The organism is Bradyrhizobium sp. HKCCYLRH3073, from assembly GCF_051167995.1.
Taxonomy (GTDB): domain Bacteria; phylum Pseudomonadota; class Alphaproteobacteria; order Rhizobiales; family Xanthobacteraceae; genus Bradyrhizobium.
The window spans coordinates 110,130-130,903 of sequence record NZ_JBNPUD010000002.1; the positions used below are offsets into that span (position 1 = coordinate 110,130).

Below are 20,774 nucleotides of genomic sequence, written 5' to 3' on the forward strand. Positions count from 1 at the left end.
GCTGCCAAGATCCGCCCAGTCGACAACTTGATCAATCTTGATTAAGCTGATCAATATGAAAAAAGACAGCGGTCTTTACCTATCTGCGCCCGAAGCTTCGGCTGAACTGGCGATCTCGCCGGCCACCCTCTACGCCTATGTCAGCCGCGGACTGGTCCGCTCCGAGCCGTCGCCGAATTCGCGCGGCAACCGCTATCGCGCCGAGGACATCCGGGCCCTGAAGGAGCGGCGTGCACCGGCCCCCGAGCCGCGCGCCTTCCGCAGCTTCGATGCGGACCTCCCCGTGTTCGATTCCGCCGTGTCGACAATCACCGAAGCCGGTCCGATCTATCGAGGCGTCAATTGCGTCGACCTAGCCGTGCGCGGCACGCTGGAACATGCTGCGACCCTGCTGTGGGACGTGACCGCGCTCGATCCGTTTGCGCCGGGCAACCTTCCGGCCGTGTCGGAGGAGATGGGTTTCATCGCCGATGCCGCGCGGCGTGCGGCGCCGATCGACCGGGCCATCGCGGTGCTGGCGCTGGCGACACATGCCGATCCCGCGGCGTTCAACCGCGCTCCCGATGGTCGGGCGCTGGTCGGCGCGCGCATCGTCCGGCTGGTGGTCGCAACCATGTTGAACCAGCCCACCTCAGCCGATCCGCTGCATGTTCAGGTCGCGCGGAGCTGGGCGCCCGGACATGAACATGCGCCGGACCTGATCCGCCACACCCTGGTGCTGCTGGCCGATCATGAGCTGAACGCGTCGACCTTCACCGTCCGCTGTGCGGCGTCGACGGGCCTCAGTCTCTACGATGCCGTCATCGCGGGTCTTGCGGCGCTCAAAGGACCGCAGCACGGCGGCGCCGGCGTCCTGGCGTCGCAACTGGTGAAGACCCTCGTTGATCGCGATGTCGCGCCGCTGATCCGCGAGCGGGTGGCGCTCGGCGAGCGCTTCGCCGGCTTCGGCCACGGCGTCTACAAGCACGGCGACCCCCGCGCCATCTCGCTGCTGGAGGCGCTGACGCGCGCCGGCGCGCCGCGCAAATTCACCCGCGAGGTGCCGGAGCGGATCGCCGAGGCGACCGGCGAGTTCGTCAATATCGACTATGCGCTGGCGGTGCTGGTGCATAGCCTGCGGCTGCCTGCCGGCAGCGAGCTGGCGCTGTTCGCGATGGCACGCTGCGTCGGCTGGCTCGCCCATGCCTGCGAGCAGCTGCAGCACGGCCGCCTGATCCGCCCACGTGCTCGCTATATCGGACCCGCACCCGGCCGCGGAGCCATGTTGGATGCGCTGTAGCGTTCTAATCCGTGACGCCAGCGGCGAGCTCAGACTCGCGCCGCTTCCGCACCAATCTGAGGACCAGCCAGACCACGATCGTGCCCGCGACAGCCGCGATGATCCAGGTGGACTTGGCGATATGGCTATGATGCGGAATCCCGCCATAACGGTGCAACAGCTGCACCGCGAAGACGCCGGGCAGGACGTGGGCGCAGGCCCACAGCGCGATGGCTGGGATGTTCACGGCGTAGAAGCGCAGCGGAGGGATGTCGAGCGCGCCGGCCGTGATCGGCACGACGGCTCGGATCGGCGCGACAAAGCGGGCGAAGAAGATCGCCAGGGTGCCGAACCGGTGGAAGAAGGCCTCGCTCTGCGCCACCAGGCGCGGATAGTTCGAGAATGGCCAGTTCGCCAGGATCTCGCGCTGCCGGCGATGGCCGACCCAGAACGCCCCGCCGTCCCCGAGCACCGCGCCCAGGACGGCCGCCGCCAGCACCCATTGCAGGGTCAGCTCGCCGCCCGGAATCAGCGCGCTCAGCGCCAGGATGATGGTCGTGCCCGGAATCACCGAGCCCACGATCGGGATCGCCTCCAGCAAGGCGGCCAGAAACAGGGTGAGATAGGCCAGTCCCGCATGCGCTGAGACAAAGGCAATGAGTGGGTCGAGCAGATGGGCCACGCGGTTCCTGTTGGTGGAGAGGGTGGGGCGGGGACTTCCCGATAAGTAGGAACCCCGGCCCTGGGTGCCACGTCGAGATTCCTGGGAAGAGCCGGTGGGCGAAAAGGTGGCACGATTCGCAGGGCAGCCTTCCGAAAACGGCCACCCATGCCTATCTCGATGATATAACGACGGAACTTTGATCAAGGCTTAGGCTTCTGCCCGCGCGTGCTCTCTGCTAGGCTGGCGTCGAAGCCCTTCAACCGCAGCCAAACATGAAATCTGGTTTCGGGAATGCCCGGGACCTCGGAGGATGAATGACGACCGCCGCTACGACCAATGCGCAGGAGATGACCGGTGTGCCCGACATGAAGGTGTCGGTGCGGCAGGTGTTCGGGATCGACAGCGACCTTGAGGTGCCGGCTTTTTCAGCGACCGACCCGCACGTTCCCGAGGTCGATGCCGATTACCGCTTCGACCGCGCCACCACGCTGGCGATCCTGGCCGGCTTCGCCAAGAACCGCCGCGTGATGGTGACCGGCTACCATGGAACGGGCAAGTCGACCCATATCGAGCAGGTCGCGGCGCGGCTCAACTGGCCGTGCGTGCGGGTCAATCTCGACAGCCACATCAGCCGTATCGACCTCGTCGGCAAGGACGCGATCGTGGTCAAGGACGGCAAGCAGGTGACCGAGTTCCGTGACGGCATCCTGCCCTGGGCACTGCAGCACAACGTCGCGCTGGTGTTCGACGAATACGACGCCGGCCGTCCGGACGTGATGTTCGTGATCCAGCGCGTGTTGGAGGTGTCGGGCCGCCTGACGCTGCTCGACCAGAACAAGGTGATCAAGCCGCACCCGGCATTCCGCCTGTTCGCGACCGCCAATACGATCGGCCTTGGCGATACCTCGGGCCTCTATCACGGCACCCAGCAGATCAACCAGGGCCAGATGGACCGCTGGTCGATCGTCACCACGCTCAACTACCTCGCCCATGACGAGGAGGTCGAGATCGTGCTGGCCAAGGCCAAGCACTATCAGAACGCGCAGGGACGCGACATCGTTAACAAGATGGTGCGGCTCGCCGACCTCACGCGCAACGCCTTCGCCAATGGCGATCTGTCGACGGTGATGAGCCCGCGCACGGTGATCACCTGGGCCGAGAACGCCGAGATCTTCGGTGACATCGGCTTCGCCTTCCGTGTGACGTTCCTCAACAAGTGCGACGAGCTCGAGCGTCCGCTGGTCGCCGAATTCTATCAGCGCTGCTTCAATGCGGAGCTGCCGGAATCCTCCATCAACGTGGCGCTGAGCTGACACAACGGCGTGGTCCCGGCCTCGGGCCGGGACCCATACGCCGCGGCCTCTCTCGTGGGGTGATGCGGGAGAGCGAGTGCGAACAAACGAACGCCGGTGGTTATCGGGCCTGGCGTTCGCCGGGACGATAGCCGCAGGAACCAGATGACCACACCGAGCAACAAGCCCCGTCCTGGCGTCAAGGAAGCACCGACCGAACCTTTCAAGAGGTCGGTCACGGGGTGCCTGCGCGCGATCGCCAGGGCGCCTGAGCTCGAAGTCTCCTTCGCAGCCGAGCGTCCCGGCCTTGCGCCGGGCAAGGCCCGGCTGCCGGAGCCGGCGCGCAAGATGACCAAGCGCGACGCCGCCGTCGTGCGCGGCCATGCCGACTCGATCGCGCTGAAGCTCGCCTGCCACGATCCGAAAATCCATCGCAAGCTGATCCCGGGCAATCCGCAGGCGCGTGGCGTGTTCGAGGCGGTCGAGCAGGCGCGTGTCGAGGCGATCGGTGCAAAACGCATGGCCGGCGTCGCCAAGAATCTCACGGCGATGCTCGATGATCACTTCCATCGCGGCAAATATGACGAGATCACCGACCGTGCCGACGCACCGCTGTCGGATGCGTTGGCCATGATGGTGCGTGAGCGCCTCACTGGCATGGCGCCGCCGAACGCGGCGCGCAAGGTGGTCGATCTCTGGCGTCCGTTCCTGGAGGACAGGATCGGCCAGCGTCTCGATGAGCTCGGCCGCTTCACCGAGGATCAGGCGAAGTTCGGCGACCTCGTGCACGATCTCTTGTCGGCGCTGGATCTCGGCGACGAGCGCAACGCCGATTCCGAAGAGGACGAGGACAACGACGACAGCCGCGACGGCGACAACGACCAGTCCGGCGCCGAGGGCTCGCCCGAATCCGACGCCGCGCAGGAGATGAGCGCAGACCAGGCGCAGACGACGTCGGACGAGATGTCGGAGAGCGCGATGGAGGCCGCCCAGGCTTCGGCGTCCGACACGCTCGACGACGGCGAGCTCGGCGACGACGAGACGCCGGGCGAGGCGACGCGTCCGAACCGCGGCGGCGCCAACGAGCCGCGCGGGCCGGAATATCACGCCTTCGCGCCGAAGTTCGACGAGGTCATTGCCGCGGAAGACCTGTGCGACCATGACGAGCTGGAGCGGCTGCGCTCCTATCTCGACAAGCAGCTCGCACATCTGCAGGGCATCGTGGCGCGGCTCGCCAACCGGCTGCAGCGCCGGCTGATGGCGCAGCAGAACCGCGCCTGGGAGTTCGATCTCGAGGAAGGCATCCTCGATCCGGCGCGGCTGTCGCGCGTGGTCATCGACCCCTATCAACCGCTGTCGTTCATGCGTGAGAAGGAAGCGACCTTCCGTGACACCGTGGTGACCCTGCTGCTCGACAATTCCGGCTCGATGCGTGGCCGACCGATCACGGTGGCCGCGACTTGCGCCGACATCCTCGCCCGCACGCTGGAGCGCTGCGGCGTCAAGGTCGAGATCCTCGGCTTCACGACGCGGGCCTGGAAGGGCGGGCAGTCGCGCGAGGCGTGGCTTGCCGCCGGCAAGCCGGCCAATCCCGGCCGCCTCAACGATCTCCGCCATATCATCTACAAGTCGGCCGATGCGCCGTGGCGGCGGGCGCGCAAGAATCTCGGCCTGATGATGCGCGAGGGGCTGTTGAAAGAGAACATCGACGGCGAGGCGCTCGACTGGGCGCACAAGCGCCTGCTCGGGCGTGCCGAGCAGCGCAAGATCCTGATGATGATCTCGGACGGCGCGCCGGTCGATGACTCCACGCTGTCGGTCAATCCCGGCAACTATCTCGAGCGGCATCTGCGCCACATCATCGAGGAGATCGAGACCCGCTCGCCGGTCGAGCTGATCGCGATCGGCATCGGCCACGACGTCACCCGCTACTACCGTCGCGCGGTGACCATCGTCGATGCCGAGGAGCTCGGTGGCGCCATCACCGAGAAGCTCGCCGAATTGTTCACGGAGACCCACGCGGCACCGCAGCCTGCGCCGGGACCAAAGCGCAGGCTGCATTCGTAAGCGGCCGTCGGCCGGCTGCGTCTCCTCCGTCTTGGAGGAGGTGGGGGAGGGGGCTCCGCTGACGATGTCGCTGCAGGCGATTGCCGACCGCAGGCGCTTTCTCGCGCTGACCATCGGCGGAGTGTCGGCATTCGCATGCTCCAGGACGGCTCGTGCGCAGCTTGCGCCGGCGCCGGTCCGCAGACGCGTCACCATCGACGAGCACTCCGTCACATCGGCGGTCAAGATCGAGGTCAACGCGCGACCGCTGCCCTCGTTCGACCTTCGCGATCGGACGCATCTGCGCTTCGGGATGCTGCAATATCGCAGCGGCGTGGCGCTGACCTCGTCTTTTCCCGGCTTCGGCGGCCTGTCCGGCATCCGGCTCGATGCCAGCGGTGAACGCTTCCTCGCGGTCAGCGACAAGGGCGGCTGGTTCACCGGCCGCATTGCCTATTCCGGCCGCGAGATCGCGGGGCTCGCCGATGTCGAGGCGGCGCCGCTGCTTGGTCCGGACGGACGGCCCATCACCGATCGCGGCTGGTATGATTCCGAGTCGCTCGCGCGCGATGGAGACATCGTCTATGTCGGCCTCGAACGCGTCAACCAGCTCCTGCGCTACGACTTCGCCAAGGGTGGAACCGGCGCGCGCGGCGAGATCGTGCCGCTGCCGCCGGCCGCCAAGCGGCTGCCCCACAACAAGGGACTGGAGGCGTTGGTGGTCGTGCCGAAGGGCCTGCCGCTCGCCGGCACCCTGATCGCGCTGTCCGAGCGCGGTCTGGACGCGAACGGCAATCTGCTGGCCTTCCTGATCGGCGGACCGGCCGCGGGACAGTTCAGCATCGTCCGTAGCAACGAGTTCGACGTCAGTGATGCCGTGCTGCTGCCGTCCGGTGATCTTCTGGTGCTCGAACGCAAGTTCTCGCTGTTCAACGGGGTCGGCATTCGAATCCGCCGGCTGACGCTAGCGCAGATCGCGCCGGGCGCGCTGGTCGATGGTCCGGCGATCTTCTCCGCCGATCTCGGCCAGGAGATCGACAATCTCGAGGGCATCGATGCGCATGTCACGCCGGACGGCGAGACCGTGCTGACGCTGGTGTCCGACGACAACTTCTCGATGATCCAGCGCACGCTGCTGCTGCAGTTCACGCTGATGGAGTGAGCAGCGATACCGCTGCGGCGGCTCGCGTTGACCGCGGCTCGTCCATGATCGACACTCGCGGCCATCGGATCATCGCGTCAACCGTCACAACCTGGAACTCAGCATGAGCGCCCTGTTCACTCCGATCAAGCTGCGCAGTCTCGAACTCGCCAACCGCATCATGGTGTCGCCGATGTGCCAGTACTCGGCCGAGAATGGCGTGGCCAATGACTGGCACTTCACCCACATCAACACGCTGGCGCTGTCGGGCGCGGCGATGTTCTGTATCGAGGCGACGCATGTCGAGCCGATCGGGCGCATCACGCCCGGCTGTCTCGGGCTGTGGGACGATGTGACGGAAGCTGCGTTGAAGCCGATCCTGGCCTCGGTTCGCAAACATTCGAAGACCGCGGTTGCGATGCAGCTCGCCCATGCCGGCCGCAAGGGCTCCAGCTACAAGCCGTGGGATGGCGGACAGCAGATTCCGCTCGCGGACGGCGGATGGCAGACGGTCGCGCCATCGGCCTTGCCGCACAAGGCGGGCGAGCTCGCGCCGGAGGCGCTCGATCTCGCGGGCCTGGCCCGCATTCGCGATGCGTTCGTTTCTGCAGCGCAACGGGCGTCGCGCCTCGGCATCGACGCGATCGAGCTCCACGGCGCGCATGGCTATCTGTTGCATCAGTTTCTGTCGCCGATCGCCAACCAGCGCACCGACAGCTATGGCGGGTCTCTGGAGAACCGCATGCGCTTTCCGCTCGAAGTTTACGATGCGGTGCGCGCCGTCTTGCCTGCGGACAAGCCGGTCGGCATGCGTGTCTCGGCCACCGACTGGGTCGACGGCGGCTGGGATCTCGAGCAGACCATCATATTTGCGCAAGAGCTGAAGCGCCGCGGCGCCGACTGGATCGACGTCTCCTCGGGCGGCGTGTCGCCGTTGCAGAAGATCGCCCTCGGACCCGGCTACCAGGTGCCGTTTGCCGCGGCCGTGAAACAGGCGACGGGGCTTCCGACCATGGCGGTCGGTCTCATCACGCAGGCGCAGCAGGCCGAGGAGATCGTGGCCTCGGGCAAGGCCGACATGGTCGCGCTGGCCCGCGGCATGCTCTATGACCCGCGCTGGGGCTGGCACGCGGCAGCGGAGCTCGGCGGACAGGTCGCCGCACCTCCGCAATATTGGCGCTCGCAGCCGTCGACGCAGAAGGAGTTGTTCGGCAAGACGACGTTCGGCGCACGCTGACGTGCAATTGATGACCGCAATGTTGCGCACCAGCGTTGCAAAATTCTGCGGTCATCATTCCGCCCGCGACACGGCTGACGATTGTCGCTGTCGGACGAAGTGCTAGACTTCGCAGACCACGTGCGGCGATGCCGACTCGTCTGGTCGTGTTTCGTCTCGCGTGACGATGAGCGCATCACAAAGATGCGCCGCAATACAAACGCGAGAGGAAAGCGCCATGGAAATCGGATACTTCACGATGCCCTCGCATCCGCCGGAGTGCGGATTGAAGGAGGGGCAGGAATGGGACCTGCAGGTCCTGCGGTGGCTCGACGAACTCGGCTATCAGGAAGCCTGGATCGGCGAGCATCACACCGCGCCCTGGGAGCCGCACCCGGCACCCGATCTCATTCTGGCGCAGGCCTTCCGTGAAACGAAGAACATCCGGCTTGGGCCGGGCGGCTTCCTTCTGCCCTATCATCACCCGGCCGAGCTCGCCAACCGCGTTGCGATGCTGGATCATCTGTCCGACGGCCGGCTCAATTTCGGCATTGCCGCATCCGGTCTGCCGAGCGACTGGGCGATGTTCAACGTCGACGGCATGAGCGGCCAGAACCGCGAGATGACGCGCGAGGCGCTGGAGATCATCCTGCGTCTGTGGACCGAGCCGGCACCGTTCACGCACAAGGGCAAATACTGGACGGTGACCAAGCCCGACGTGATGTTCGACTTCCTCAAGCCGCACATCAAGCCGGTGCAGGCGCCGCATCCGCCGATCGGCGTCGCCGGCCTGTCGAAGAACTCCGACACGCTCAAGCTCGCCGGCGAGCGCGGCTTCATCCCGATGAGCCTCAACCTCAACCCGGCCTATGTGTCGTCGCACTGGGACTCGGTCGAGGCCGGCGCGGCCAAGTCCGGGCGAAAGCCCAGCCGCAATGACTGGCGGCTGGTGCGCGAGGTGTTCGTCGCCGAGACCGACGAGGAAGCCTGGCGCTTGTCCTCCGGCGACATGATGGGGCGGATGATGGGCGAATATTTCCTGCCACTGCTCGGCCATTTCGGCTTCAAGGACTATCTGAAGCACTCACCCGAGGTGCCGGATTCCGACGTGACGGTGGACTATTGCGCCAAGCGCAACTGGATAGTCGGCTCGCCGGCCACGGTGACCGAGAAGATCGAGAAGATCTGGCACGAGGTCGGCGGCTTCGGGACGCTGTGCGTGTTCGGCTTCGACTACAAGCACAAGCCGGAAGCCTGGCACAACTCGCTGCGCCTGTTGAAGCAGGAGGTGATGCCGAGATTGAGCCACCTCAATGCCGGCCTGACCAAGGCTGCCTAGTAACGTCCTAGTATCTTGACGCCAGCATTCCCCCTCCCTTTCGGGCAATGCTGGCGTCAAAAGAAATGTAGCTAAAATTTTCGCGCGAGTGCAGCTTCAGATTTGACGTTTGGGTGACGGTCTTGCCGTTAGGACGGATCCAGGCGTCGAATCCGCTGCATGCGCGTGGCGGGTCTGACATCTGGGGGCAGGTCATGCGGTTTCGCGTCAGGAAGTTTGCCCATATCCTCGAACGCTCGGGTCTGGCTCTGGCAGGCGCCGCCTGCGGCGTCTTCGTCGGGGCCCATGTCGGCTCCAGCGTTCCGTTGCTGACCACGCAGGGCTTCCTGATCGTGATGATGCTGTCTGGGGCGCTGGGCTTCTATCTCGGCATCGACACGCCGCAACTGCCTTTTCATCCTCATGACGAGAACTCGCCGACGGAGACGAAGATCGACACGGCCGAATTTCTGAGCGCCGTCGGGACCTTCCTCGCAACCCTCACGGCGTTCTTCGCCGTTGCCATCATCATCCTGCGCGAAGATCCGCACATCGTCTGGACGTCGCTGATCATGGTCGGCTGGATCATCGGCGTGATCATGCAGATCGTTGCCGGCGCGATCGCGCGTCTGCGGCGCTGATTTTCCCTGTTCAATTTTTGGGCTGACGCTGTCGCGAGTTTCATCTTGCGGCGAACAGGTGGCGCATAGGCTCCTCGTTGAGTTCTGCTCTGCGGAACTAGCTGATACTGAGCAGCGACGGCACCGTCGGCGAGCCAACTTGCCGGCCGGTGATCCGGCAAATGATCAGGCTGCATTTCGGCGCGGGGTCGCGACAAAGCCGGCGTCCATGCGCCCAGAGCAAGCGCAGCATCAAAACGCCGCATGGCGATTCCGCGCGCGTTGGCGCGCTTGATGCATTGCAGGCGGCAAGGACATTTGGGAAGTTCATCATGTTGAAACGGGTGCTGCTGGGTGTGGTCATTGGCTGCGGACTGTCCGCGGCGCAAGCGGAGGAGCCGAAGGTCGGCGGCGTGGTCAATGCCGTCATTCAGCCCGAGCCGCCGGGCCTGATGCTGGCGATGGTCCAGAACGGCCCGACGCAGATGGTCGCCGGCAACATCTTTGAGGGCCTGCTGCGCTACAGCCCCAAGCTCGAGCCGCTGCCCGGCCTCGCCGAAAGTTGGACGATCAGCCCGGATGCCAAGGTCTACACCTTCAAGCTCAAGCCTGGCGTGACCTGGCACGACGGCAAGCCGTTCACGTCGGCCGACGTGCTGTTCTCGATCGAGATGCTGAAGCAGACGCATGCGCGCGCCCGCAACAACCTCGCAATCGTCGAGAAGGTCGAGGCGCCGGACGATCTCACGGTGGTGTTCACGCTGAAGGAGCCGTTCGGTCCCTTCATCGGTATTTTCGAGGTCGGCTCGATGCCGATGGTGCCGAAGCACCTGTATGAAGGCACCGACTACAAGACCAATCCGAACAACAACGCGCCGATCGGCACCGGTCCCTTCATGTTCAAGGAATGGCAGAAGGGCTCCTTCATCCGGATGGTGAAAAATCCCAACTACCACGAGAAGGGCAAGCCCTATCTCGACGAGGTCTACTGGCAGATCATTCCCGACGCGGCGGCGCGCGCGGTGGCCTTCGAGACCGGCAAGGTCGATGTGCTGCCGGGCGGCTCGATCGAGAATTTCGACGTGCCGCGCGTCTCCAAGCTGCCGGGCGCCTGCGTCACCGGTGCCGGCTGGGAGTTTTTCTCGCCGCTGGCCTGGATGTGGCTCAACAACCGGCATCCGATCCTGGCCAACAAGAAGGTGCGCCAGGCGATCATGTATGCCATCGACCGCGACTTCGCCAAGGACGTGATCTGGAACGGCCTTGGCAAGGTGGCGACCGGTCCGTCGGCCTCGACCATCAAGTTCTATTCCGATGACGTGCCGAAATATCCGTACGATCCGGCCAAGGCCAAGGCGCTCTTGAAGGAAGCCGGCTACAAGGGCGAGAAGATCCGCATGCTGCCGCTCGCCTATGGCGAGACCTGGCAGCGCTGGGGCGAGGCGGTGAAGCAGAACCTGCAGGATGTCGGCATGAACATCGAGACGATCGCGACCGACGTGCCCGGCGGCAACCAGAAGATCATGGAGTGGGACTACGACATCGCCTTCACCTATCTCTATCAGTACGGCGATCCCGCGCTCGGCGTGTCCCGCAACTACATCACCTCGGCGATCGCCAAGGGCCAGTTGTTCAACAATGTCGAAGGCTATTCCAATCCGGAAGTGGACAAGCTGTTCGCCGAGGGCGCGACGGCGCCGACCGACGCCAAGCGCAAGGAGGCCTATGACAAGGTGCAGAAGATCCTGGCCGAGGACGTGCCGGTGGCCTGGCTGCTCGAGCTCCAGTTCCCGACCATCACCAAGTGCAAGGTGAAGAACCTGATCACCACCGGCATCGGCGTCAACGACGGCTTCCGCGACGCTTGGCTCGACAAATAGCGGTGCACTCCGGGGCGCGGCCATGATCCCCGCGCTCCGGTGCTTCGCTGTCCTCCCGAGCTGACCTTCACGGACCTTTCATGCTCTCCTTCATCGCTCAGCGCGTCGTGAAAGGCATCATCGTCCTTCTCGCCATCATCGTGCTGAATTTCTTCCTGATCCGGCTGGCGCCGGGCGATCCGGCCGTGGTCATGGCCGGCGAGGCCGGCGCCTCCGACCAGATCTTCGTGGCGCAGTTGCGCGAGAAGTTCGGCCTCGACCGTCCGCTGCCGGAGCAGCTGCTGATCTACGTCAAGGGCATCGCCAGCCTCGATCTCGGCTTCTCGTTCCGCCAGCAGGCGCCGGTCGCCAGGCTGATCGCCGAGCGGCTGCCGGCGACGCTGCTGCTGACGCTGACGGCGTTCGCGATCTCGCTCGGTCTCGGCATCCTGTTCGGTGTGCTCGCCGCGCGCTTCGCCGGCACCATCCTCGACACCGCGATCACGGTGCTCGCGCTGATCTTCTACGCAACGCCGCTGTTCTGGATCGCGCTGATCGCGATCCTGCTGTTCTCGGTCTGGGTCGATTGGCTGCCGAGCTTCGGCTATGAGACGATCGGTGCCGGCTATACCGGCGTTCGCCACGCGCTCGACGTCGCCGCGCATCTCGCGATGCCGGCTGCGACGCTCGGGCTGTTCTTCATGGCGACCTACACCCGCATGACCCGCGCTTCCATGCTCGAGGTCAAGCGGCTCGATTTCGTCAAGACCGCGCGCGCCAAGGGGCTGCGCGACGGCGTCATCCTGCGCCGCCACGTGCTGCGCAACGCGCTGCTGCCGGTGGTGACCCTGGCCGGCGTTCATGCCGGTACGCTGGTCGGCGGCGCGGTCTTGACGGAGACGGTGTTCGCATGGCCGGGCATCGGCCGGCTGATGTACGACGCGCTGATCCAGCGCGACTACAATCTCCTGCTCGGCGTGTTCGTGGTGTCCTCGGCCATGGTGCTGATCTTCAACCTCGTCACCGACCTCGTCTACCGTCTGGTCGATCCGCGCATCGAGTACGCCTCATGAGGCAGTTCTGGCGCACCATGCTGCGCAGCCCGAGCGGCGTCATCGGGCTGATCATTCTCGTGCTCGCGATCGTGATCGCGGTCGCCGGACCGCTCTACTTCCCGAACTCGCCGTGGCGCATGGTACAGCGGCCGTTCGTTCCGCCGTTCACGCTGTCCAGGGTCCCGCTCGGTACCGACGCGCTCGGGCGCGACGTGCTGGCCGGCCTGATCTTCGGGGCTCGCGTCTCGCTGCTGGTCGGGCTGGTCTCGACGCTGGTGGCGCTGATCGTCGGCGTGCCGCTCGGCGCCATCGCCGGCTATTTCGGCGGCCGTGTCGACGACGCGCTGATGCGCTTCACGGAGTTCTTCCAGACCATCCCGAGCTTCGCGCTCGCGATCGTGCTGGTGGCGATCCTGCAGCCCTCGATCTATTCGATCGTCGCCGCGATCGGCCTCGTCAGTTGGCCCCCGGTGGCGCGCCTCGTCCGCGGCGAGGTGTTGAGCCTGCGGACCCGGGAATATGTCCAGGCCGCCATTGTCACCGGACAGAGCAATGCGTGGATCATCTGGCGCGAGATCCTGCCCAACGCGCTGTCGCCCGTCATCGTTCTGGCCTCGCTGATGGTCGCGACTGCGATCCTGCTGGAATCCTCGCTGTCGTTCCTCGGGCTCGGCGATCCCAACCTGATCTCCTGGGGCTACATGGTCGGCGCCGGTCGCACCGTCATTCGCCAGGCCTGGTGGATCACGGTCTTTCCCGGCGTGGCGATCCTGCTGTCGGTGCTCGGCCTCAACTTGATCGGCGAGGGACTGAACGATGCCCTCAACCCGCGCCTGTCGCGCGAGGGCAGGTGAGGCCATGATCGACCATGAGTCCGCAGGGTGGGCAAAGGCGCACCGCGCCGTGCCCACCGATTTTTCTACCTCATCTGCCGATGGTGGGCACGCTTCGCTTTGCCCACCCTACGACGCTGTGGCGGTGAGCCATGGTTGACTCTGTCGTTGCCATCAGGAACCTGCTCATCGCCTTGCCCAAAGGCGCCGAGCGCACCCACGCGGTCGACGGCGTCTCGTTCGATCTCACCGCCGGCAGGATCGTCTGCGTGGTCGGCGAATCCGGCTCGGGCAAGTCGATGTGCGCGCACGCGCTGCTCGGGCTGCTGCCCGATACGGTGAACGTCGAGAGCGGCGAGATCCGCTTCGAAGGGCACGACCTGCTTGCCGTCGATGAGGACGGCTGGCGCGATCTGCGCGGTCGCCGCATCGCCATGGTGTTCCAGGAGCCGATGACCGCGCTCAATCCCTTGATGCGCATCGGTGACCAACTGATGGAGGTGTTCGAGGCGCATGATCTGCTGAGCCCCCGCGAGCGCCGCGCCAAGGCGCTGGCGCTGGTGCGCGAGGTCGGGCTGCCCGATCCCGAGCGGATCATCCGCGCCTATCCGCATCAGCTCTCCGGCGGCCAACGCCAGCGCGCGATGATCGCAATGGCGCTGGCGCTCGAGCCGGCGGTGCTGGTCGCTGACGAGCCGACCACCGCGCTCGACGTGACGACCCAGGCGCAGATCCTCAAGCTGATCCGTAGCCTCCAGGCCAGCCACAACATGGCGGTGATGTTCATCACCCATGATTTCGGCGTCGTCGCCGACATCGCCGACCAGGTGGTCGTGTTGCGCCATGGCAAGGTGGTGGAGGAAGGCGCGGCCGAGTCCGTGCTGGGCAATCCGCAGCACGACTACACCAAGGCGCTGCTCGCCGCGGTGCCCTCTTTCGATCCGCCGCCGCGGCAATCCCGCGAGGACGTTCCGAAGGCGATCGACGTGATCGGCCTCGACAAGACCTATGTGACGCCGACCGGCTGGTTCCGCCCGAAGCGCGAGACGCGCGCTGCGCATGCGGTCAATTTCGCGATCCATCAGGGCGAGACGCTCGGCCTCGTCGGCGAGTCCGGCTCGGGAAAGTCGTCCGTCGCGCGTCTCGTGATGCGGCTGATCGAGGCCGATCGCGGCACGGTGCGGATCGGCGACGTCGATCTCACGGCGCTGGAGGGCGGCGCCTTGCGTGCGCAGCGTCATCGCATCCAAATGATCTTCCAGGATCCGTTCGCCTCGCTCAACCCGCGCCGCAAGGTCGGCCGCATCATCGCCGACGGCATGGTCGCGCGCGGCACGCCGCTCGATGCCGCGCTGAAGCGCGCCCAGGAGCTGCTCGGCATGGTCGGGCTCGACGCGGGCGCGATCGGCCGCTATCCGCACGAATTCTCCGGCGGCCAGCGTCAGCGCATCGGCATCGCGCGCGCGCTCGCGCTCGATCCGGAGATCATCGTCGCGGACGAAGCGGTGTCGGCGCTCGACGTGTCCGTCCAGGCGCAGGTGCTGCGGCTGCTGGAAGATCTGAAGGCGCGCCTCGGTCTGTCGATGCTGTTCATCACGCATGACCTGCGGGTGGCCGCGCAGATCTGCGATCGGATCGCCGTCATGCAGAAGGGCGAGATCGTCGAGCTGAAGCCGACCGCCGCGCTGTTCGCCAATCCCGAACACGCCTATACTCGCGAGCTGCTCGCTGCCGTTCCCGGCCGCAAGCACGGAATGGCGTGATTGTGCGTAAACCGACCGCCGGTCGGAACCATGGCGCATCGTGCCGGGCCGGGTTCAATGACTTGCAACATCTTCGGCGTATTTGGATTATAATAGCATTGGACCCCGATGAGGCCGCAGGGTGGTCGCCCTAGCTGGTCCGCGCCAAGACAGCGGGCTCGTGCTCCCTCTACCCGAGGCTGTCATTGAACCGTGCCCATGAAGCGCCAGTCTCGACAGGATGTCGCAGCGGCGTTCACCATCCCAACGAGGACTCTCATCATGTCGGAGCGCAAGCCAACGGCCGCCGTGCGCGAGGCTCAAAAGGCCTTCAAGCCGGCCGAGCCGACGAGAAGCGATTATGAAAAGGCGCAGGCCGCGTTCGATCAGAACCGCGAGCGGCTGAAGGCCGAGCGCTTGGCGCGTGAAGCGGCTGACAGCGCCGGCAAACAGCCGAAGAAGCTGGCGTGATCCGCCAGCCTCGTCCCGTCGATTTCGGCGGGCATGCCGTCGCTCGCTCAGCTGCGCGGAGGCGTAGCGGTGAGCTGGCCCTGCGGCCGTTCACGATCGGTGCGCGTCGAGGTCGTTGAGGGGAGCGCGCCCGGCCGCGTCGCAGTCACCTTCTTGACCGGCGCCGGCAGCAAGCCTTCGCGGATGGCCTGCTTGCGCGCGACTTTGCGTTGGCGCCTGATCGCATCGGATTTCTCGCGCGTCTTGCGCTCCGATGGCTTCTCGTAGGATCTGCGGCGCTTCATCTCGCGGAATACGCCTTCGCGCTGCATCTTCCGCTTCAGGATGCGCAACGCCTTCTCGACGTCGTTGTCACGAACAAGAACCTGCAAAAGTATCCTCCTTGTCTTCATCTCTATCGATGAAATTCGGTTGGCGAAGCCGATCGGCGCTGTGGCGGGGAGAGCGGCGCGCTCAGCTGATCAGCTGAGCGGCACCAATGAAACGTGTTGCTCACAATGTGATGAGTCACGATGCGTGCGAGACACGGTGATCCCCTTCGTCGGAAGGCGGGAGCACGAGTGTCTCTCAGCCATCGATGGCCAGGCCGTTACCGATGGTGCTGTGAAGATAAGGGCAATCTGCTGATATTGCCAGCGCGAGCCGACTCAACGGTTCCGGCCCTCGGCAAACTATATTTGCCGCGCGGCCTTGTAATTCCTCAGAAAATCTCTACCTTGAGGTAGTTCGATTAGCCGCTGTGCCTTTCTGAATGTGCCTGTGGGCTATTTCCAAAAGTCATCGCTCAGTTGAATGAGATCGCGTGATGGTCGCGCGATGAATGATTTGGAGATAGACATGCAGGGTACCGTTAAGTGGTTCAATGGCCAGAAGGGCTTTGGTTTCATTCAGCCGCAGGATGGCGGGAACGACGTGTTCGTTCACATCAGCGCGGTTGAACGCGCTGGTCTCGCCGGTCTGGCTGAGGGCCAGAAAGTCAGTTTTGAGGTCAAGACGGACAAGATGCGCGGTAAAACCAGCGCAGAAAACCTCGCGCTGGTCTGACCGTACTGATCAGACGTCTCTGACGTCTTAGGCCATTTCACGGATGTACTGAAATGGCTGGTTTGCCCGCTCGATCCTGTATTGAGCGGGCTTTCTGCGTCTCGACGGTAACCCGCATCTCCGGAAGGATCAGTCGATGGCTACCAAGAAGATGTCAGAGCGCTCCCCCGAAAGCATCGCGCGGTCGGAGCGCCAGCGCGTCGCCGCCGAGGACGGGGCGAAGGCGCGCGCCGAATGGGATCAGCGCGCGATGGCGGTCCGCAAGAACATGGAGCGGCTGCGCGTGTTGCGGCTCGCCAAGGAAGCGGAAGCTGCGCAAGCGGTGTCTGATGCGGCGCCTGCGCCGAAGCGGCGCAAGAAGGTCGTTCGCTAGGGCTGCTTCATCTCGCCTTCCGGCGTCGGGTGCCCCGTTGAATTATCGGAACTTCGTTGCCGGTGCTCGAACAGACGGGCGATCCATGCCTGATTACTACGCCCCAACCGTGTCCCGCGTACAGACCCGACCTTCGTACCGAGGAGGCTGACGTGGCCAAGCCGACCGCTACAGACGTTCGCATTGCCAAGGATGAGACGCAGCGTGGAGCCCAGACGATCGCATTCGCGCTCGCAATCGGCGCCACACGGCAGGTCTGTCATCTTGAGACCTGCTTCTGCACGCGCAACCAGGCGTTCGCCTATCTGCAACGGAACCGCACGGCGTTCGAGCAGATGGCGCGCGAGCAGTTTGCCCGTGGCGAGGTGACCGACGGCGTCATCCATCTGCGCATGATCTGAGGCGATCCGCCACACGCGGGCCTCCGAAGGCCGTGCTCGACGCGCAACGCGCTGTTGCTGCTACTCCGCCTTCTGTTTGACCGGAAGCGGAATGCGCTCATAGGACGCGGGCAGGTTGACGGGGCGATAGTCCTTCGATTCCGCGATCCGCATCAGCACGCTCTCATGAACGAAGGCGCCGTCGGGGATGAAGCGCGGTTCGCCATTCGGAATGTAGAAGCCGAAATGCGCCTTGCGTTCCGGCCATTCCTTGTACGTCGCGCTCTTCGGCAGCCATTCGAGCACCCGCCAGGCCGCTGTCATCGAATCGTGCAGCGGTCCCTGGACGCTCGGCGCCACATAGGAGAACGGACTGTTCTTGCGCTGCACGCCCCAGGCCAGCTGATTCACCGTGCGCGGATTGACCGTCAGTCCGGCCTCGACCGCCTCGTCGATCATCCACAGCAGCGGATATTTCGAAGCCGCCGACCGGACCTCGGGATAGCCGCCGCCGACGTCGGCGTGCACGCCGGCGAACCACACCTGTTTGGCGTCCTGCGGTCGCGCCTGCGCCTTGTTGAAGCGGTTCGGCGTGAAGGTCTGCGGCATGCCCCACGGCTTCAGCCGGAACATGCAGCGGCGCTCGTCGATCGCCGCAGCCTGGCGGAAGATCTTCACGCTCGGGTTCTCGATCGTGAAGGCGAGCTCCTCGAGGCTCGGCAGCGCGAACAGCCGGTCGGTGCGCGGCACGATCACGCTCGCCACCGTGTCCCACACGCCGACGAAATGGATTGTCGGCCAGCGCGCCGAGGTGATCCGCGCGAACTGCGCGGCGTGGTCGTCGCGGCTCTCCGGGATCGGCCCGTCCTCCTCGGTGCTCTCGAGCTCCTTGGTGATGCCGCGCCCGGCCTTCGGATTGTCCGAGGAGTACTTCTTGTAGGCGATCACGCCAGGGCCGACGAGATTGATCTGACCCGGCGAGATCAGCCCGATCTTGTGGATCAGCCCGGCCAGCACGCGCACGGTGTAGGCGCCCCGCGAGAAGCCGAACAGAAAGATGCGGTCGCCGTCCTCGTAATGCGTGGCCAGGAAGGAGTAGGCGTTGATGACGTTGTCGTCGAGGCCGTAGCCGGTCGCGAGCCCCAGCACCATGTTGAAATTGGCCTTGAAGCGGTGCCAGGTGTCGGGCTGGGTCAGCGTGCCGACGCCGGGATCGTAGAATACGGCCTGATGCGGTGTCGTCTTGTCGGTCTTGCGCAGGCAGCGATAGAGCTTGAGTACGTTCGAGATGTTCTCGCTGATCTCGTTGCCGGTGCCGTCGCAGCAGATGACAATATTCTTCATGGCAAAGGAATGTCCGCAATAATGCTACCGCAACGAGTGTAGAGCATCCGGCTGGCGTTGGGGAGGTCGGTTCCCTATGGCACTTCGTCTGGGTCGCTGTTGCGCGCGGCGCGGCCGACATGGCGGAGTGACTGCTGGACGCCGTTGTACGAACGGATGGTCACCCGACCTGTCCTGCCGCCCCGCGCCGGCTGCCTTGTCCAGAGTTGTCAGTTGGTCACGGCATCCGCAAGCAAAACGGCCGGATCTCTCGACCCGGCCGTTTCGACATCTCGTTCAGCTCGAAGCCCCGCTCGTGACGCGTCCGGCTTCTGCATCAATCTTGAATTTCGGTTGGCTCTCTCAGCTCGCCTTGGCGACCGGGGCAGCGTCCGCCGCCTTCTTCTCGATGGCGCGCTTCAGCTCCAGCGCGCGCGGCGACAGGGTCGCGGCGTTGGCCTTGAGCAGATAGGCGTCGAGGCCGCCATTGTGGTCGACGCTCTTGAGCGCGTTGGTCGAAACGCGCAGGCGCACGTTGCGGCCGAGTGCATCCGAGATGAAGGTCACGTTGCACAGGTTCGGCAGGAAGCGCCGCTTGGTCTTGATGTTGGAGTGGCTGACCTTGTGGCCAACCTGGGGACCCTTGGCCGTCAGTTCACAGCGCCGCGACATGGCAATAAATCCTCTCTCGTCCCCGCACCCTTCGTCCGCCTATGTCGGCGGGCCGCGGGGGTCCAAAACTCGTCCAGCTCGTCTCTGGGAGATGCGGTCCTATAGGGGGGATGCGGCTTTTCGTCAAGGTTTTGAAGGCCGCAGCAGATACCGAGAGCCGGGCCGGCGAACCCGGAGGACGCGACCCATGCCTCCTCCTGGTCGGGCCGAAATCGCCGACCAGCAGAAAAGCAGGCGTGTAATCAATAGTATAGCCGGCAGTTTAGACCATATAAAGGGCGCATTCGGACGTGATGGATGGATATCCCGCGAACGGTCCGGAATGGCGGCATGCTGGCGCGGTCGGAGGTTCGCGGCTCGGTTCCGGCAGCGCTGCGGACGACGGTTCTGAGTGCTGTTCAGGCGCAAAGCGCTGGACAAACCGCCATTGTCGGACGGTTCGCGTTGTTTGAAGGCGTTTTTGGCTTAAGTAGCAAGGACGGCGCGTCGGATCGGTCCGGCGCTCAGGCAGGCGGATCGGCAGGATCATTCGTCACGTGACCATCATCTCGGTTCCCTCATTTCTCTCGGGCCGCCTGGCCGCGGCCGGGGCAGCGCTCTGCCTGTTGTTGCTGGCGCAAGGCGCCCAGGCGCAGGCTCGGTTGGACGCTCAATACGAGGCTTCCCTGGCCGGCATCCCCGTCGGCAAGGGCACCTGGGCGGTCGAGATCGGGGATGATCAGTATGGTGCTGCGGCTCAGGGCGGCACCGCCGGCCTGCTCAAGAGCTTCTCGCAAGGATCAGGCACGGGCTCGGTGCAGGGACGCGTCGTCAACGGCGCCCTGGTCGGCCAGAGCTACCAGGCCTCGACCTCCACGGGAAAGAAATCGGAGCAGATCCGCATCAATCTGCAGAACGGCACCGTGAAGGACTTCGCCATCGAGCCGGCGCCTCCAGTCGATCCCGACCGCATTCCGGTGACGGATGCCCACAAGCGCGGCGTGCTCGATCCGATGACGGCCTCTCTGGTGCGGGTGCCGGGCAATGGCGAACTGCTGTCGCCGGACTCCTGCCGCGGCGCTGCGCCCGTGTTCGACGGCCGCATGCGCTACGAGCTCAAGCTCGACTACAAGCGCATGGAGAACGTCAAGGCTGACAAGGGCTATCGCGGTCCGGCGCTGGTCTGCGCGATCTACTTCACGCCGGTCGCGGGCTACATCCCGGACCGGCCGGTCATCAAATATCTGGCTCAGGCCCGCAACATGGAGATCTTCTTCGTGCCGATCGCCGGCACCCGCGTGCTGGTGCCGTTCAAGATGGTGATCCCGACCCCGCTGGGGACCGCGATGCTGGAGGCGACGTCGTTCATCACCCAGGCGGCGCCGCACGTCGCCAAGACCCAGTAGCGCCTCGTATCGCTGCTCCTCCACATCCGAATCTCATCGCTGTGGCACGGCCCCGTCAGCGGCTGAGCCGCAACAGCGGCCG

General features: G+C 65.0%; 20 protein-coding genes. 16 read left to right on the forward strand and 4 right to left on the reverse strand.

Annotation, left to right across the window (positions count from 1 at the left end; translation table 11 throughout):
- Window positions 1-55: 55 nt before the first annotated feature.
- A complete protein-coding gene (locus ACQR1X_RS04470) occupies window positions 56-1,279 on the forward strand; it encodes a citrate/2-methylcitrate synthase (protein WP_434898411.1) in 1,224 nt (407 codons plus the stop codon).
- A gap of 4 nt (window positions 1,280-1,283) precedes the next feature.
- Here ACQR1X_RS04470 and ACQR1X_RS04475 read toward each other — a convergent pair whose 3' ends face one another.
- A complete protein-coding gene (locus ACQR1X_RS04475) occupies window positions 1,284-1,940 on the reverse strand; it encodes a DedA family protein (protein ID WP_315800588.1) in 657 nt (218 codons plus the stop codon).
- A gap of 296 nt (window positions 1,941-2,236) precedes the next feature.
- On the opposite strand from ACQR1X_RS04475, the gene cobS reads away from it, so the two are divergent.
- The 11 genes from cobS to ACQR1X_RS04530 all read left to right on the forward strand — a co-directional run bounded on the left by cobS (window position 2,237) and on the right by ACQR1X_RS04530 (window position 15,515).
- The gene (gene cobS / locus ACQR1X_RS04480) at window positions 2,237-3,235 is read left to right on the forward strand and encodes a cobaltochelatase subunit CobS (RefSeq protein ID WP_315800587.1); all 999 of its coding nucleotides are present in this window, start codon (window positions 2,237-2,239) and stop codon (window positions 3,233-3,235) included.
- 144 nt (window positions 3,236-3,379) lie between these two features.
- A complete protein-coding gene (gene cobT / locus ACQR1X_RS04485; protein ID WP_315800586.1) occupies window positions 3,380-5,281 on the forward strand; it encodes a cobaltochelatase subunit CobT in 1,902 nt (633 codons plus the stop codon).
- Window positions 5,282-5,345: 64 nt separating this feature from the next.
- Window positions 5,346-6,422: an esterase-like activity of phytase family protein gene (locus ACQR1X_RS04490; protein WP_434898412.1), complete on the forward strand. Its 1,077-nt coding sequence runs from the start codon at window positions 5,346-5,348 to the stop codon at window positions 6,420-6,422.
- A 103-nt stretch (window positions 6,423-6,525) separates the two neighbouring features.
- Window positions 6,526-7,638, forward strand: coding sequence for an NADH:flavin oxidoreductase/NADH oxidase (locus ACQR1X_RS04495; RefSeq protein ID WP_434898413.1), 1,113 nt, complete (start codon window positions 6,526-6,528; stop codon window positions 7,636-7,638).
- Window positions 7,639-7,855: 217 nt separating this feature from the next.
- Window positions 7,856-8,956, forward strand: a complete 1,101-nt coding sequence (locus ACQR1X_RS04500) for an LLM class flavin-dependent oxidoreductase (RefSeq protein ID WP_316182913.1) — start codon at window positions 7,856-7,858, stop codon at window positions 8,954-8,956.
- Between the two features lie 194 nt (window positions 8,957-9,150).
- Window positions 9,151-9,576: a hypothetical protein gene (locus tag ACQR1X_RS04505; protein ID WP_315800582.1), complete on the forward strand. Its 426-nt coding sequence runs from the start codon at window positions 9,151-9,153 to the stop codon at window positions 9,574-9,576.
- 311 nt (window positions 9,577-9,887) lie between these two features.
- The gene (locus ACQR1X_RS04510) at window positions 9,888-11,435 is read left to right on the forward strand and encodes an ABC transporter substrate-binding protein (RefSeq protein WP_315800581.1); all 1,548 of its coding nucleotides are present in this window, start codon (window positions 9,888-9,890) and stop codon (window positions 11,433-11,435) included.
- Window positions 11,436-11,515: 80 nt separating this feature from the next.
- Window positions 11,516-12,487 (forward strand): ABC transporter permease, encoded by a 972-nt coding sequence (locus tag ACQR1X_RS04515; protein ID WP_315800580.1) that lies wholly within the window; start codon window positions 11,516-11,518, stop codon window positions 12,485-12,487.
- Window positions 12,484-13,323 carry an ABC transporter permease gene (locus ACQR1X_RS04520; RefSeq protein WP_434846535.1) on the forward strand — a complete coding sequence of 280 codons (840 nt, stop codon included), beginning with the start codon at window positions 12,484-12,486 and terminating at the stop codon, window positions 13,321-13,323. Before ACQR1X_RS04515 ends, ACQR1X_RS04520 begins: the two co-directional genes overlap by 4 nt.
- 131 nt (window positions 13,324-13,454) lie before the next feature.
- Window positions 13,455-15,065: an ABC transporter ATP-binding protein gene (locus ACQR1X_RS04525; protein ID WP_434898414.1), complete on the forward strand. Its 1,611-nt coding sequence runs from the start codon at window positions 13,455-13,457 to the stop codon at window positions 15,063-15,065.
- A gap of 261 nt (window positions 15,066-15,326) precedes the next feature.
- A complete protein-coding gene (locus ACQR1X_RS04530; RefSeq protein WP_315800577.1) occupies window positions 15,327-15,515 on the forward strand; it encodes a hypothetical protein in 189 nt (62 codons plus the stop codon).
- A gap of 47 nt (window positions 15,516-15,562) precedes the next feature.
- On the opposite strand, the gene rpsU is transcribed toward ACQR1X_RS04530, so the two are convergent.
- Window positions 15,563-15,886, reverse strand: a complete 324-nt coding sequence (gene rpsU, locus ACQR1X_RS04535) for a 30S ribosomal protein S21 (protein WP_434898415.1) — start codon at window positions 15,884-15,886, stop codon at window positions 15,563-15,565.
- A gap of 466 nt (window positions 15,887-16,352) precedes the next feature.
- On the opposite strand from rpsU, the gene ACQR1X_RS04540 reads away from it, so the two are divergent.
- The 3 genes from ACQR1X_RS04540 (at window position 16,353) to ACQR1X_RS04550 (ending at window position 17,333) form a co-directional block, all read left to right on the forward strand.
- Window positions 16,353-16,559, forward strand: a complete 207-nt coding sequence (locus ACQR1X_RS04540) for a cold-shock protein (protein ID WP_315715242.1) — start codon at window positions 16,353-16,355, stop codon at window positions 16,557-16,559.
- Between the two features lie 136 nt (window positions 16,560-16,695).
- Entirely contained in the window at window positions 16,696-16,932 is a 237-nt protein-coding gene (locus tag ACQR1X_RS04545; RefSeq protein ID WP_434840300.1) for a transcriptional regulator, read from the forward strand.
- A 152-nt stretch (window positions 16,933-17,084) separates the two neighbouring features.
- Window positions 17,085-17,333 (forward strand): hypothetical protein, encoded by a 249-nt coding sequence (locus ACQR1X_RS04550; RefSeq protein WP_315800575.1) that lies wholly within the window; start codon window positions 17,085-17,087, stop codon window positions 17,331-17,333.
- 60 nt (window positions 17,334-17,393) lie between these two features.
- Here ACQR1X_RS04550 and ACQR1X_RS04555 read toward each other — a convergent pair whose 3' ends face one another.
- Window positions 17,394-18,656, reverse strand: a complete 1,263-nt coding sequence (locus ACQR1X_RS04555) for a T6SS phospholipase effector Tle1-like catalytic domain-containing protein (protein WP_434898416.1) — start codon at window positions 18,654-18,656, stop codon at window positions 17,394-17,396.
- Between the two features lie 342 nt (window positions 18,657-18,998).
- Window positions 18,999-19,307, reverse strand: coding sequence for a 50S ribosomal protein L28 (gene rpmB, locus ACQR1X_RS04560; RefSeq protein WP_172114511.1), 309 nt, complete (start codon window positions 19,305-19,307; stop codon window positions 18,999-19,001).
- 608 nt (window positions 19,308-19,915) lie between these two features.
- Here rpmB and ACQR1X_RS04565 point away from each other — a divergent pair.
- The gene (locus ACQR1X_RS04565) at window positions 19,916-20,692 is read left to right on the forward strand and encodes a DUF3108 domain-containing protein (RefSeq protein ID WP_315800917.1); all 777 of its coding nucleotides are present in this window, start codon (window positions 19,916-19,918) and stop codon (window positions 20,690-20,692) included.
- The last annotated feature ends 82 nt before the right edge of the window (window positions 20,693-20,774 follow it).